This is a genomic window from Ruminococcus sp. HUN007, assembly GCF_000712055.1.
Lineage (GTDB): Bacteria > Bacillota > Clostridia > Oscillospirales > Ruminococcaceae > HUN007.
Window position 1 is genome coordinate 1,927,300 of record NZ_JOOA01000002.1, and the last position, 13,466, is coordinate 1,940,765.

Consider the following 13,466-nt stretch of genomic DNA (forward strand, 5'->3'; position numbering starts at 1 on the left):
CGGGTTTGTCACTGGTTTTTATTCGGCTTCCTTTGTGTCGTCACTGTGACCGAAGTTTTCGATTATCTTGTTGATCTCGCTTGAACGTTCGATCGAATTGTCAGCAATAAATTTGAGTTCAGGGCTCTTGCGCATCTTAAGACGCGCAAAAAGCTCTCTTTTTATATATCCGGAAGCACTTGTGAGTCCCTTTACAGACTCCTTTGCCTTTTCAATACCTTCGAAGCTTGAAACATAGACCTTGCAGTGTGAAAGGTCGTTTGAAAGATCCACTCTTACAATAGTAAGAAATTCTGCAATTCTAGGATCCTTCAGCTCACGCATGATGGCAGTCAGTTCTCTCTTTATATCTTCACCAAGTCGTCCTGCTTTAAAACTCGCCATTATTAAAGCCTCCTTTATATTATGCTCTCCGGGTCATCCGTGTCAGAGAAGTGTGAACCTCTCTCCGGAGAGCATGTATTATTCTTCATTCCTCTCCCTTCGGAGAGCTGTATTCTCCATCTCCCCCCTCCCTCCGGGAGGGGGGCAGGGGGGTGGGGATAATCAATCCTCTCTGTACTCTTCCATTATGAAGGCTTCGAATATATCGCCTTCCTTGATGTCGTTGAAACGTTCAAGACCGATACCGCATTCAAATCCGGAAGCAACTTCCTTTGCGTCGTCCTTGAAACGCTTGAGGCTGTCGATCTTGTCTTCGGCAATAACGATACCGTCACGTACAACTCTGATCTCGCACTGTCTTGTTACCTTACCGTCAAGCACATATGCACCGGCAATAGTACCAACGTTGGAGATCTTGTATACCTGTCTTACCTCGATACGTCCCATGAGGTTTTCACGGTACTTAGGAGCAAGCATACCCTTCATCGCTGTTTCGATCTCTTCGATTGCATCGTAGATGATCCTGTAGAGACGGATGTCGATGCCGTCCTTCTTTGCATTTTCTGCAATTACAGGATCAGGTCTTACGTTGAATCCGATGATGATAGCGTTTGAAGCATTTGCAAGCATGAGGTCACCTTCAGTTACGGTACCTACACCGCCGTGGATAACTCTTACGCGTACTTCGTCATTTGAAAGCTTTTCAAGTGACTGTGTAACGGCTTCAACTGAACCCTGTACGTCAGCCTTGACGATAAGAGGGAGTTCCTTGATGTCGCCTTCAGCGATCTGGCTGAAGAGGTTGTCGAGTGTGACCTTCTGGTAAGCTTTGAAGTGTTCTTCCTTGGCTTCGTGCTTTCTCTGTTCAACGAGTTCACGTGCAAGTCTTTCGTCTTCAACGGCGTTGAATGTGTCACCTGCGCTCGGTACTTCAGCGAGACCTGTGATCTCAACAGGAACTGAAGGACCTGCAGACTTGACTTCCTTGCCCTTGTCGTTTGTCATAACTCTTACACGGCCGACAGATGTACCTGCGATGATGATGTCGCCCTGATGAAGTGTACCGTTCTGTACGAGAAGTGTTGCGATAGGACCACGACCCTTGTCGAGTCTTGCTTCGATAACAGCACCCTTTGCAAGTCTGTTCGGATTAGCCTTGAGTTCACGGAATTCAGCAACGAGAAGTACGTTTTCGAGGAGTTCCTTGATACCTTCGCCTGTCTTAGCTGATACAGGTACGCAGATGACGTCACCGCCCCATTCTTCGATTACAAGGCCGTGTTCAGTGAGTTCCTGCTTAACCTTGTCAGGGTTTGCGCCTTCCTTGTCCATCTTGTTGATAGCAACGATGATGGAAACGCCTGCAGCCTTTGCATGGTTGATAGCTTCAACTGTCTGCGGCATGATACCGTCATCGGCAGCAACAACGAGAATTGCGATATCTGTTACAGATGCACCTCTTGCACGCATTGCTGTAAATGCTTCGTGGCCAGGTGTATCAAGGAATGTGATATGCTTTTCGCCTACACGAACCTTGTAAGCACCGATGTGCTGTGTGATACCGCCGGCTTCCGTATCAGTTACGTGTGCCTTTCTGATGTTGTCGAGAAGTGAAGTTTTACCGTGGTCAACGTGACCCATTACAACAACGACAGGATCTCTTTCGACCATATCCTCTTCTGAGTCGTTGTCATCGATAAGTCTTTCCTCGATAGTAACGATAACTTCCTTTTCAACCTTTGCGCCGAGTTCCTCAGCGATGAGTGAAGCTGTATCGAAGTCGATCTCTTCATTTATTGAAGCCATTACGCCGAGGCCCATGAGCTTCTTGATAACTTCGGAAACTGTTACCTTGAGACGTGAAGCGAGTTCGCTTACAACGATGCTGTCCGGAATGAGGACCTTGAGCTGCTGCTTTCTTGCTCTTTCGAGTTCAAGACGGCGGAGCTTTTCAGTTTCAGTTTCCTTCTTTGAAAGATGCTTGTTCTTCTGAGCAGACTTCTGGTTGATCTTCTGCTTCTTTGTATAGTTGTCCTTGCTGTGGCTCTTCGGAGCTATCTGTTCGTATCTTTCGTTGTACTTGTCGAGTTCAACATAGCTTCCGCGTGTGTCAACTGTTCTTACAGACTTTTCAGGAACAGAGGATGCCATATTTGCATTGAGACTTGTCTTTTCTCCGCGCTGGTTTGATCCGCTCTTTTCTTCCGGCTTGCGTACCGGCTTCGGCTGCTTCTGCTGAAGCGGTCTTGAAAAGTCCTTATGCTTTTTAGGCTGCTGCTTTGGTGATTCAGTATCTGGTATGCTGTTATTCTTTTGATTCATATTCTCTACCGATTCCTTCTTATCATCAGCTTTGCTTTCTTCCTTAACTGGTTTAACCGTTTCTTCAGTTTTCTTTTCAGTCTTCTCAGCCTTTACAGGTTTTTCGACCGGCTTTTCTGCCTGCTTCGGAGCAGCCTTTTCGACCGGCTTCTCTGCCTGCTTTTCAGCTGGTTTTTCTGCAGTCTTTTCTGCAGGTTTTTCCTGAGCCTTTGGCTTCTTGTTCTCAGGCTTTTTATTTTCTGCAGGAGCACTCTTTTCTTCCTTCTTTTCAGGCGCTTTTGCCTCCTGCTTTTTATTTCTCTGTTCAAAGTAGGCATCCAGGCTGGCTACCTGATTCTCCTGTGTGAAATGTTCAAGAACTAAATTTATCTCTTCTTCAGTAAGAGTAGATGAAGGTTTCTTCTTTACATCAGAAAACTCTCCCATAAGTTCTGCAACATCATTTCCTGATACACCGAGATCCTTTGCCAGATCGCTTATCTTGATTTTTTTTAACATTCTATAAGATACCTCCTGATTTTATATATTTTCAGACGTTATTTTCCTCACGTGCCTGTTCTGCGTATTCCCTGAGCTTACGGGCAAATCCCGCATCGCAGACTGCCATAACGCCTGCCTTTCGTCCGATACTGTTTCCTATGTCCTCCATGGTGAAAGGAAGTTCCACAAGCGGCACACTGCCTTTTTCACACATGAAAGCTGTTTCCTTGAGAGTTTTCGGGGAAACGTCTGACGTTACCATAACGCAGGCTGCCTTTCCTCCGGTAACTGATTCCTTTGAAACGTCGAAACCCTTTGCGAGACTGCCGGACTTTGCACACATGGTGAAAAGATTAAAGAATTTTTCCCTGTAATTCATCTTCAAACTCCTTGTACAGCTCGTCGCTTATCTCACATCCGAAGGATCTTGCTATGCGTCCGGACTTTCTCGCCTTCGCGAGACATTCCTTATCGGGACAGATGTACGCCCCTCTTCCGTTAAGGCGGCCTGTAAAGTCAAGCTTTACTTCGTTTTCAGCAGTCCTTACTATTCTGATAAGTTCTTTCTTGGGTTTCATTGTACTGCATCCGCAGCACATTCTTTCAGGTATTTTCTTTACACCCATTTTTTATTCCTCAGAAGTTTCCTGTTCGCTGTCGAGTTCAGGAAGATCGAGAATTGTTTCTTCCTCTGCGGCAGTGTCTTCTGCTAAATCAAGTTCTTCATTCTTTGCTTCTTCAGCAGCCTTTGCAGCTTCAGAAACAGGCTTGATATCGATCTTGTATCCTGTAAGCTTTGCTGCGAGCTTTGCGTTCTGGCCTCTGTTGCCGATAGCAAGTGAAAGCTGGCTGTCAGGAACGATTACTGTACATGCCTTTGCTTCTTCATCGATCATAACCTTTGTTACTTCAGAAGGAGCAAGTGACTTTGCAATGAATTCCTCAGGATTTTCGCTGTATACTACAATGTCGATCTTTTCGCCGTTAAGTTCATTAACGATGTTTGTGATTCTTGATCTCTTAGGGCCGATACATGCGCCGATAGCATCAACGTCAGGATTCTTTGAACATACTGCGATCTTTGTTCTTGATCCTGCTTCACGGGAAATTGACTTTATTTCAACTGTTCCGTCATATATTTCAGGTACTTCAAGTTCGAAAAGTCTCTTTACAAGATCCTTGTGAGTTCTTGAGATCTTAACGATAGGTTTCTTTTCCTTGCTTACTATGCCTGTGATGTAAACCTTGACTGTCTGGCCTTCCTTAAGTGTTTCGCCAGGGATCTGGTCGTTCTTGAAGAGGTAAAGTTCAGTCTTGTCATAAACGAGAGTAGCTGTTCCGCGGCTTGGTTCGATCTGTGTTACCTTTGCACTGATACATTCATTTTCCTTGCTTTGGAACTGGTTGAGAAGATTTTCACGGTTTATTTCACGGAGATCAGTCTTGATCTGCTGCTTTGCAGCCTGTGCAGCCGCTCTGCCGAACTGAGCTGTATCGATCTTCACAGCAACATTTCCGCCGATCTCAGCAGAAGGATCGATCTTTCTTGCATCGTCAATGAAGATCTCGTTGTCGTCGAGTGGTTCGTCGTCAACTACCTGCTTGATAATGCTTATCTCGAAAACCTTTGTGTCAGGATCGATGTTGATGTTGATGTTTTCGCAGTCAGGATAAGCTTTCTTTACAGCCTTCATAAGCGCTGTCTTTATCTTTTCCGCAAGAACCTCAATGTCAACGCTGTTCTCATCTCCGAGCACCTTAAGTGCGTCAAAAAAACCCTTATTCATTTTTTTAATCTACCTCCGGATAATTATTAATCAAAGTCAAATTCTTCGTAAAGTCTGATATATACAACATCGGCAAGTTTAATGCTCTTTTCTTCTTCGCCGGTGTTAAGTGTTACTGTTTCCTTGTCAAATGCAGTGAGCGTACCGATGATATCCTTGCTGCCGTCCACTGCCATGAAGAGATGCGCCCTTACTTCCATACCCATGCAGGCTTCAAAATGTTCTTCCCTCACAAGCTCCCTTTCAAGTCCGGCTGAACCGACTTCAAAAATGTAGCCTTCCTTAATTGGGTCAAGTTCGTCGAGTTTATCGTTAAGGGGCCTTGTCATCGCTTCGCAGTCGTCGATGTCGATGCCGTCCTCCTTGTCAATGAACACTCTGAGATACCATTCAGCACCTTCCTTGACATACTGAATATCCCAGATGTCGTAGCCGAGTTCATCTGCAATAGGTTTAGCTATGCCAAAGATTTTCTGCTCGGTATTACCGTATTTTTTGATCTTCAAACGCATTTACCTCCATACAAACGAAAGGTCGGAAGTAATTCCGACCTTTCCATCTTATCATACTATGCAATATTATACCACACATTTTCGGATAAATCAATAGCTTATTCTTATAGGCGGCACTTTAACACTTCCAAATCAATATAACCAATTCAAACCGCATAATTGCGGCTTTTTTTGTGTCAAATTTTCTGAATTTTTTCGTTGTATGGTGTTGTATTTTTATTTCAAATATGGTATAATATAAATATGAAGCTTAATTACGATAAAAAATCCAAAGATCCCACCTATTTTATCCAGATGGGAATCAGAAACGGTAAAAAGACAACAACCAAAAATGTAGCTCGTATCGGTAAGCATTCAGAACTTCTTAAGATTACAGACGATCCTCTTTCATATGCGAAAGAACAGGTCAGAATATATAACGAGGAGCATAAGAAAAATAAAACACTTGCACTTGATCTGAAAATCGACTTTAATGAGAAGATCAAAGCTACCGATGCTGTTACTTCATTATCCACAGACAAAAATATAGGCTATTTCTTTCTTCAGTATATCTACGGAAAACTTGAAATAAGTTCATTTTTCAAAAACATCACTGAAGACAGAAAAATTGAATTCAACCCTAATCTTGTAAACAGATTTATTACGTTTTCAAGAATTATTGATCCGGATTCAAAACTCGGTTCTTTCCAGAAAATGAGTAACTATTACGAACAGCCTGATTTTGATTACATGCATATAATGCGTACCATGGATCTGATGAAAGACCATTACGACGAATATATCAGCTACCTGTATGAAAAAAGCTGCAGTATTATCAAAAGGAATACATCGGTGTGCTATTACGACTGTACAAATTATTACTTTGAAACCGAATGTGAAGACGAAGACTATGTTGATGAAGTAACAGGAGAATTCATCAAAGGGCTTCGTAAATATGGTCCTTCAAAAGAACATCGTCCAAATCCTATCTGCGAAATGGGACTGTTCATGGATGCAGAAGGTATCCCTTTATCCATGTGTATTTCATCAGGTTCTGATAATGAGCAGACTACTGCTATTCCGCTGGAAAAGAAACTTACTAAAATGCTTCAGGGGAAAAAGTTCATATACTGTGCCGATGCAGGTCTTGGATCTTTGAATATCCGTAATTTCAATTCTATGGGTGGTCGTGCGTTTATCGTTACACAGTCCGTAAAGAAACTTTCCTCAATGTTACAGGAGGCGGTTTTTAACGATTGTGATTACAAGCTGCTTTCCAGCAATAAGCATATTTCACTGAACGATATGAAGACATTCGACAGAAAAGATCCTGATAATCTGAATCTTTACAACGACCATGCCTACAAAATAATTGACGCGGATAAAGCGTTCGATGTAGGACTTTACGAAGAAAAAATCTGCAAAAACGGAAAGGTAAAAAAAGTTAAATCCAAAGCAACGCTTAAACAGAAAATCATTATCTCATTTTCAAGAAAAATGATGGAATATCAGCGTTACATACGCAACAGGCAAATTGAAAGAGCGAAAAAGCTGCTTGAAAATATCGATCCTGAAACTTACAAAAAGGGGCCGCATGATGTTACCAGATTCATCAAAAGAATCTCTAAGTCCAAAGCTGAAGAGAACGGTTCCGACACCTACATTCTTGACAAAGAAGCAATTGAAAAAGAAGAAAAATACGATGGCTTTTATGCCGTAGCAACCAATCTTGATGATGACGCAAAATCTATTCTTGAAATCAGCATGAACCGCTACAAAATAGAGGACTGTTTTCGAATCATGAAAACCAATTTTGACGCAAGACCTGTTTACCACAGCACCCTGAACAGAATTATTGCTCATTTTATGATATGCTATACTGCGCTTTTGATTTATCGTATTCTTGAAAAACTGCTTGAAGAAAAAGGATATCATTTTTCAGTATACAATATCATTGAAACAATCCGGAATATGAACGTTTCAAATATCCAGGATATGTGCTACATGTCCAATTATACTTGCTCTCAGGTGTGTACTGCTTTGAACGAAATTACGGGACTTGAGTTAGACAAACAATACTATCTGCCAAAGACTTTGAATGGAAAAATAAAATTAATTTCCAAATAATTGCTCATACAACATTTTTGAAAAACGAAAAAAGAGGCGTAATCAACGCATTTGCGTTAGTTACGCCTCGATTGTTTTCTTGAAGTGTTAAAGTCGGGATTATACCACACATTTTCGGATAAATCAATAGCTTATTCTTATAGGTATACCAATTTTACAGACTTTTAATGCCCACATAATGAGTAAATTCCACAACCGGACTGCTATATACGCCTAAAAACAGGTTACTGTTCCGACCGCAGGATCGAATGATACAGAATTTTGAATCGTATCGGCTTTTTACTGTAATTCTCCCTCATTCTGTAAAGATTTTCTTTTAAATCAATCTCCATATCCTAAATCCTCATATCTCTAAATTTCAATATAGCACGCCAAAGTCGTACCTTTTCAAATGGTGGTGCCTACGGCACAATTATAAATATAATCAATATATGTCATTCCATAACAGGCCAGATTTTAAAATCAAATAAGTCATTTGCGTCTTTTCTGCCACTTGCAATTCTCCATAACGCTTTTGCATATTTACGAGATAATGGCATCTTTCCGTTACGACACAATTCTATAATATCAATGATTCGAAGGCAATGAATATCATCTATTCCTGTATTCAATAACTTATCTATAATTGGCTGAAGTGTTTTTTCATCAGTTGCAAATATAGGTATACCTGTTGCTTTGGCATAAGCTAATGAACATGTTTCACCTTTGTTTTTATTAGGTCTGGACGGATCAATCATAACTTCAGATAACATTTTATAAGCCATACGATAAATTATTTTTTCTTGTTTGCTGAGATCTTTCTCAGAAACAATTGAAACAAAATCCTTGTCAACTAACTCTTTTAGTTGCTTTTGAGCACTTTCAGGAATTAATACTTCGCTGAAAGCATGTTCATGCATATATATTTTTTCAGATATCAGAGGCAACACTTCAAATAAAAACCTGTACTTTTCACTGCAACCAAGCTTAATGCAAAGATCTGCATCAACTATAATCTTTTCGTACATACTTTATTCTCCCATGATATCATCAAGTTCATCATCTGAAGGGAGCAAATATTCGTCTTCTTTTTTTATACCAACATCATCCGGAACTAGTTTGCTTTTGGCTAAATAATACTCCAGCCTTTCGTACGAAATCAATCCTTTTTCATATGCCTCAATAGAAAGAGCAGTATGATCAGCAATAGCAATACGATTATCAGCTATCATAGTGCTAATGGAATATCGTTTTCTTTCAATTCCGATTTCTTTTTCTGTGATCTGAAGATATTTATATTCCATTTCAGATGAAATAAGTCCCGTTTCATATAATCGCTTCACCATAGTCTTATATGGAACTTCAAATAATTCAGATAATTTCAGAATGTCTTTCAGCATAACATTCTTCGGATCATTAACATAAGATTTAAATTCTCTTTTAAGTAACGATTCACTAACTAAGAACTCAGCAGCAAATCTATTTGCTTTCAGTTCCGTAAGATCACTTTCAGAATCCGATCCTGTAATTATATCCTCTTTTCTGTCATAACAGATATGATACAGTTCATGCGCTGCTGCAAACACCTGACATTCTACTGATACAGATGAATTTAATACAACAAAAACTTTATCGGAATCATTGGTATTTGTACCTTTTACATCTGTGAATCCCCACGGAGCATCTGCACCCAAGGGATAATAGATTACTTTAGCACAAGTATCTAAAATAAAAAAAATCTGTTTTCCAATTATATCTTTTGTTTTATGAAGTTCTTTCTGCTTTTCAAGCGATTTTTGCTTAATTTCTAATATATCATTTTCCGAAAGAGAGCATATATTTGTTTTAACCATTTAGCAATTCCTCCAGGAAATATATATCATCAATTGCAGAACGGATGAAATCAATATTCTGTTGTTCTGTACTGTCGTTGATTGTACCCATAAAATTTACATTTGACACAGAAACAGAATCATTTTCTGTCGATAAAAGATAATCAGCTGAAACTCCAAGAACGTCAGAAATTTTCGCTAGCTCAGTAACATTAATTGCTTTTATTCCTTTAATGATCTTGTTCATTACTTGCTTTGAAATTCCAAGAGCATCGGCAAGCATCTGCTGAGTCATACCACGGTGTTCAATTTCTTTTTTTATGTTATTTCCAACTTGTTTAAAATCTGTTGTATACATAATAACCCTCCGATAATAACCACATAAGAGCTCTTTCTATAATACTATGTTAGCATAAAGCAAAAGGAAAGTCAATGATTTGTTGACTTTCCTTTAAAACAAAAGTTTAAATTCTTATTTATTTACATAATACATCTGTGAAAATGGTGGTGCCTTCGGCACAATAATTATTCTGTTTTTTCACTCTTCCATTTTCTATATTCGTACACTGCCTGAATCAGACCTATAATCAGTATAACTACTTCCATTAAGAAAAATGCATGATAAGAAAAAGGAAAAGATGGTACATATTTTTGGCTTAAATAAAACATCAACGGAAGAAGAATTAAAACTCCAACAATCGTAATCCAAATTGTCCGTATAAATTTTCTTCTATGACTCAGATTAAAATAAATCAGCTCAAAACCTTTATCAACGTTTTTCATTTTAGTCACCTGTTGTTCACACATTTAATATCAAAATCATTCCAAACCATTTGGAAAAACCAGACCACGCACCACATGATATAAAAAACAATACTGCAGCAAGTATTAAAACACATACTCCACCTACTTTTAGAGGTTTTGATTTACTAAAAAATCCGCCGATTATTAATGCTAATCCTAAAACAAGAAATAGAAAAAATAGTACTTCGGCAGCCACTGCAATAAGTCCGCTAAACGGCGAATCAAAAATCATTTAAATCAGTCCCTTTCAATATTCTCAAGGCATCCCCGTCTTCCACGCAGTAAATTCGCCCGTCCAGTATTTCTTCGGAAGGATAATTACCGAATCGCACTTATCAGGCGCTGCTATTATCGGATAAACGCTGCCGTTGATACAGTTTCCCGGAATGTCCTTGCGAAACACCATTACCGACATGAACTTTACCGGTATTTCTTTATCACCTAAGGTCACCGGAAATTCAAGAGAAGTTCTGTCATATTCAGCCGTTACAATTTCAGCTGCTTTTCTGTACTTTTCCGGTATCTCCTTCGAAGGTTTACCTTTATATGAAAAAATAATGTGCGCAGTATCTTTCAGTATCTCCGGATTTTCCTCACCTATCTCATCTGTAGTATAGATGAAATTAGCCGGATGATCTCCCCTGGCCTTCGGATCAAACAACGCCACATTCGCCTGAAGGAGTACTGCATAATAAATCTTACCGTATTTAAAAAGAGTGTTCTTATCCTTATAAATCTGATAAAGTCCGTCAGTTGTCCGTAACCATGTCGGCATAGGAAGAATTTTGAATCGTATCGGCTTTTTACTGTAATTCTCCCTCATTCTGTAAAGATTTTCTTTTAAATCAATCTCCATATCCTAAATCCTCATATCTCTAAATTTCAATATAGCACGCCGAAGGCGTACCTTTTCAAATGGTGGTGCCTTCGGCACAATAATTAAATTGAAATCCACATAGCAGGGCGAACACCAATACTGCCCCAGTTAACAGCCATTCCAAATCCAAAGACCATTCCATCCGGAAATACTGATGCAGCCATAAGATTTGTTCGGCCAGGAGAACGAAGCCACCAGTGACAGGCGTTTTTTTCTTTTACCAGAAAGCCGCTTTTAATAACAGGTTCTGTAGGAGTACAGATTCTGTCTTTATCATTTTTGAAGTATTTTTTCACATCTTCCTCACTGATACAGAATATTTTATCCTGAGTAGCTTCTCCTCCCGATGTCCCGCATACCGGATTAGGATCATTTTTCAAGGTGCTGAGAATAATACGCTGTTGTTCTTCTTTTGTGAAAGCCTCATTTAAAAATTCATCATTTAGCCATTTTCTAAGATCAGATTTATCCCAGGTAATTTCATCAAGTACAGAATAATATTTTTTATCAGCTATAACATGTTCTGCAATAATAAGCATCTTATCATCCTGCTTTTCAAGAACTCGCCATTCTATTGGTTCTTCGTTATAGTTTCCGAACTGGACCACTTCATACTTTACTGTTTCTTCAGTTTCAGATTTCGGATTTACAGGGCCATTATCAGATGGTTCTGTCTTATCATCATCAACGACACTATTTTCAGGCTGTTCCGTTTTATTCTCCTCAGGCTGAACATCAGAACTAATATCTGTATCTTCAGTTATACCAAGCATTTTTTTTCTGAATATCACAGAGTGTTTGATATACTTCCGCAGTATACGGTGATTCAAACACATTGTTATAACGTTTTGCCTCTTTAACATAATCATCTATTTTTTCCTGCGAAATATATCCGTCCAAATCGGCTATAACTGAAATATAATCAGCTTCTTTGGCATTTATAAATTCATGGATTATTTTATCGATATTTTCCTTAATATACTCGCAAAGTGTATCATCATGTTCTTCATTTCTTGAAAGATAGTCAATAAGCGCCCTGTATTTTGTAGTGACATATTCATTATCAAATTCAGTATCATAAGCTTTATTATACAGCATTTCTCTTACAGGAATAACCTGATTAGGATGGTGCATAAATACAGCTGCAGAAAGCGTAATACCAGATTTTCCGAATGTAATGGTTTCAAGATTTTTATTAAAATCATAAGTATCAAAAGCATCATCATCTACTGTTTCTACACTGTCAGGAATATTAATAGAAACAAGTTGCTTAGATCCTGTAAATGCATATTCACTTATATAAGTTACACCTTCAGGTACTTCTGCATTGATCAGTTCAGCATCTGATCTGTAAAGAATATTATTTACGATAATGAATCCGTTCCCTTTGATTATCATTTTTTCGTACCAGGGATTATCGCATATGAGTCCCAAAATGCCTTTAAGAGGTTTTCCGTTCTTCGGGAATCGAATTTCTTCAACTGAAGGACATATATTAAAAGCACCGGCTACAATCTTTAAATCATCATTATCCGGAAGAGATATGGAACGTAAAGCTTTACACTCGCAAAAAGCATCCCAGCCTATATACTTTACACTGTCAGGAATTACTATTCTTTCAAGACCTGAGCGGAAAAATGCTTTTTCATCAATAGAATCAACACCATCTGGAATTACTACCTCACGAAGTTTTTCACAGCAGTAAAACATTTCATTTTCAATTGATTTAAGCTTTTTTGGGAGATGAATTTTACTTAGATTTATACAACACGTAAATGCACCTTGATAAATTTCAGTTACATCATCCGGTATAAATATTTCTTCAAGGTTGTTGCAGCGATAAAAAGTAGCTCCTCCAATCACGGTAACACTTTCAGGTATATTAACTTCTTTAAGGTTATAACAATTATGGAACACTCCTCCCCAAAGCTTTTCAACCCCATCTGGAATAACTACCTTTTTTAAATTAGCGCACTCATCAAAAAGATCATGCCGTAATTCTTTTAATAATGGCGGAAGAACAACTTCTGTCAGACCTGAGCATTTTCTAAAAGCACACCCGCCTATTTCAGTAATGCTATCAGGAAGTTTTAATTTAATAAGTCCCGAACAATTGCGAAAAGCTGATTCTCCGATAATTGTTACCGTATCTGGAATGACAACTATCTTGATTTCAGAACAGTCTCTAAAAGCATCTTCTCCGATTTCCGTAATGCCTTCCGGTATTACAACAAAAATTATCCCTGGTTCTGATTCATATTTTACTAATTTTTTATCTTCAATTATAAATCCCATATTATTTCCTCAAACTTTTTAAAATTACTATAATAGCACGCCGAAGGCGTTCCGCTTAAAATGGTGGTGCCTTCGGCACAATTATAAA

General features: G+C 38.9%; 15 protein-coding genes. 1 reads left to right on the forward strand and 14 read right to left on the reverse strand.

The genetic code is table 11. The annotated features are described in order from the left end of the window. Positions 1-18 precede the first annotated feature (18 nt). From rbfA to rimP, 6 genes are all read right to left on the reverse strand, one after another. Positions 19-384: a 30S ribosome-binding factor RbfA gene (rbfA, locus tag CC97_RS12510; RefSeq protein ID WP_044975259.1), complete on the reverse strand. Its 366-nt coding sequence runs from the start codon at positions 382-384 to the stop codon at positions 19-21. Between the two features lie 162 nt (positions 385-546). Then, positions 547-3,204 carry a translation initiation factor IF-2 gene (gene infB / locus CC97_RS12515; RefSeq protein ID WP_044975260.1) on the reverse strand — a complete coding sequence of 886 codons (2,658 nt, stop codon included), beginning with the start codon at positions 3,202-3,204 and terminating at the stop codon, positions 547-549. A 31-nt stretch (positions 3,205-3,235) separates the two neighbouring features. Further along, complete coding sequence (locus tag CC97_RS12520) at positions 3,236-3,565, reverse strand: ribosomal L7Ae/L30e/S12e/Gadd45 family protein (RefSeq protein WP_049962887.1); 330 nt, start codon at positions 3,563-3,565, stop codon at positions 3,236-3,238. Continuing rightward, on the reverse strand, positions 3,540-3,812 hold the full coding sequence (locus CC97_RS12525; RefSeq protein WP_044975262.1) for a YlxR family protein: 273 nt from the start codon (positions 3,810-3,812) through the stop codon (positions 3,540-3,542). Before CC97_RS12525 ends, CC97_RS12520 begins: the two co-directional genes overlap by 26 nt. 3 nt (positions 3,813-3,815) lie before the next feature. Further along, positions 3,816-4,973 (reverse strand): transcription termination factor NusA, encoded by a 1,158-nt coding sequence (nusA, locus tag CC97_RS12530; protein WP_044975264.1) that lies wholly within the window; start codon positions 4,971-4,973, stop codon positions 3,816-3,818. Positions 4,974-4,999: 26 nt separating this feature from the next. After that, positions 5,000-5,479 (reverse strand): ribosome maturation factor RimP, encoded by a 480-nt coding sequence (rimP, locus tag CC97_RS12535; protein WP_049962888.1) that lies wholly within the window; start codon positions 5,477-5,479, stop codon positions 5,000-5,002. Between the two features lie 249 nt (positions 5,480-5,728). On the opposite strand from rimP, the gene CC97_RS12540 reads away from it, so the two are divergent. Next, a complete protein-coding gene (locus tag CC97_RS12540) occupies positions 5,729-7,591 on the forward strand; it encodes an IS1634 family transposase (protein WP_156036899.1) in 1,863 nt (620 codons plus the stop codon). A 434-nt stretch (positions 7,592-8,025) separates the two neighbouring features. On the opposite strand, the gene CC97_RS12545 is transcribed toward CC97_RS12540, so the two are convergent. The 8 genes from CC97_RS12545 to CC97_RS12580 all read right to left on the reverse strand — a co-directional run bounded on the left by CC97_RS12545 (position 8,026) and on the right by CC97_RS12580 (position 13,378). Then, positions 8,026-8,598 carry a hypothetical protein gene (locus CC97_RS12545; RefSeq protein ID WP_044975267.1) on the reverse strand — a complete coding sequence of 191 codons (573 nt, stop codon included), beginning with the start codon at positions 8,596-8,598 and terminating at the stop codon, positions 8,026-8,028. A 3-nt stretch (positions 8,599-8,601) separates the two neighbouring features. Next, entirely contained in the window at positions 8,602-9,423 is an 822-nt protein-coding gene (locus CC97_RS12550) for an ImmA/IrrE family metallo-endopeptidase (protein ID WP_044975269.1), read from the reverse strand. Next, positions 9,416-9,760, reverse strand: coding sequence for a helix-turn-helix transcriptional regulator (locus CC97_RS18980; protein ID WP_049962889.1), 345 nt, complete (start codon positions 9,758-9,760; stop codon positions 9,416-9,418). Before CC97_RS18980 ends, CC97_RS12550 begins: the two co-directional genes overlap by 8 nt. A gap of 167 nt (positions 9,761-9,927) precedes the next feature. After that, on the reverse strand, positions 9,928-10,185 hold the full coding sequence (locus tag CC97_RS12560) for a hypothetical protein (protein ID WP_049962890.1): 258 nt from the start codon (positions 10,183-10,185) through the stop codon (positions 9,928-9,930). A 16-nt stretch (positions 10,186-10,201) separates the two neighbouring features. Then, positions 10,202-10,438: a hypothetical protein gene (locus CC97_RS12565; RefSeq protein ID WP_044975273.1), complete on the reverse strand. Its 237-nt coding sequence runs from the start codon at positions 10,436-10,438 to the stop codon at positions 10,202-10,204. Between the two features lie 24 nt (positions 10,439-10,462). After that, complete coding sequence (locus CC97_RS12570; RefSeq protein WP_044975275.1) at positions 10,463-11,062, reverse strand: hypothetical protein; 600 nt, start codon at positions 11,060-11,062, stop codon at positions 10,463-10,465. Between the two features lie 83 nt (positions 11,063-11,145). Beyond that, a complete protein-coding gene (locus tag CC97_RS12575) occupies positions 11,146-11,856 on the reverse strand; it encodes a DUF6273 domain-containing protein (protein ID WP_044975276.1) in 711 nt (236 codons plus the stop codon). Continuing rightward, a complete protein-coding gene (locus CC97_RS12580) occupies positions 11,840-13,378 on the reverse strand; it encodes a leucine-rich repeat domain-containing protein (protein ID WP_044975278.1) in 1,539 nt (512 codons plus the stop codon). Before CC97_RS12580 ends, CC97_RS12575 begins: the two co-directional genes overlap by 17 nt. Positions 13,379-13,466: the final 88 nt, after the last annotated feature.

Bases quoted from the DNA above. Each gene is read 5' to 3' on its own strand.
- rbfA (WP_044975259.1), bottom strand. From the start codon at position 384: ATGGCGAGTTTTAAAGCAGGACGACTTGGTGAAGATATAAAGAGAGAA.
- infB (WP_044975260.1), bottom strand. From the start codon at position 3,204: ATGTTAAAAAAAATCAAGATAAGCGATCTGGCAAAGGATCTCGGTGTA.
- CC97_RS12520 (WP_049962887.1), bottom strand. From the start codon at position 3,565: ATGAATTACAGGGAAAAATTCTTTAATCTTTTCACCATGTGTGCAAAG.
- CC97_RS12525 (WP_044975262.1), bottom strand. From the start codon at position 3,812: ATGGGTGTAAAGAAAATACCTGAAAGAATGTGCTGCGGATGCAGTACA.
- nusA (WP_044975264.1), bottom strand. From the start codon at position 4,973: ATGAATAAGGGTTTTTTTGACGCACTTAAGGTGCTCGGAGATGAGAAC.
- CC97_RS12540 (WP_156036899.1), top strand. From the start codon at position 5,729: ATGAAGCTTAATTACGATAAAAAATCCAAAGATCCCACCTATTTTATC.
- CC97_RS12545 (WP_044975267.1), bottom strand. From the start codon at position 8,598: ATGTACGAAAAGATTATAGTTGATGCAGATCTTTGCATTAAGCTTGGT.
- CC97_RS12550 (WP_044975269.1), bottom strand. From the start codon at position 9,423: ATGGTTAAAACAAATATATGCTCTCTTTCGGAAAATGATATATTAGAA.
- CC97_RS18980 (WP_049962889.1), bottom strand. From the start codon at position 9,760: ATGTATACAACAGATTTTAAACAAGTTGGAAATAACATAAAAAAAGAA.
- CC97_RS12560 (WP_049962890.1), bottom strand. From the start codon at position 10,185: ATGAAAAACGTTGATAAAGGTTTTGAGCTGATTTATTTTAATCTGAGT.
- CC97_RS12565 (WP_044975273.1), bottom strand. From the start codon at position 10,438: ATGATTTTTGATTCGCCGTTTAGCGGACTTATTGCAGTGGCTGCCGAA.
- CC97_RS12570 (WP_044975275.1), bottom strand. From the start codon at position 11,062: ATGGAGATTGATTTAAAAGAAAATCTTTACAGAATGAGGGAGAATTAC.
- CC97_RS12575 (WP_044975276.1), bottom strand. From the start codon at position 11,856: ATGCTTGGTATAACTGAAGATACAGATATTAGTTCTGATGTTCAGCCT.
- CC97_RS12580 (WP_044975278.1), bottom strand. From the start codon at position 13,378: ATGGGATTTATAATTGAAGATAAAAAATTAGTAAAATATGAATCAGAA.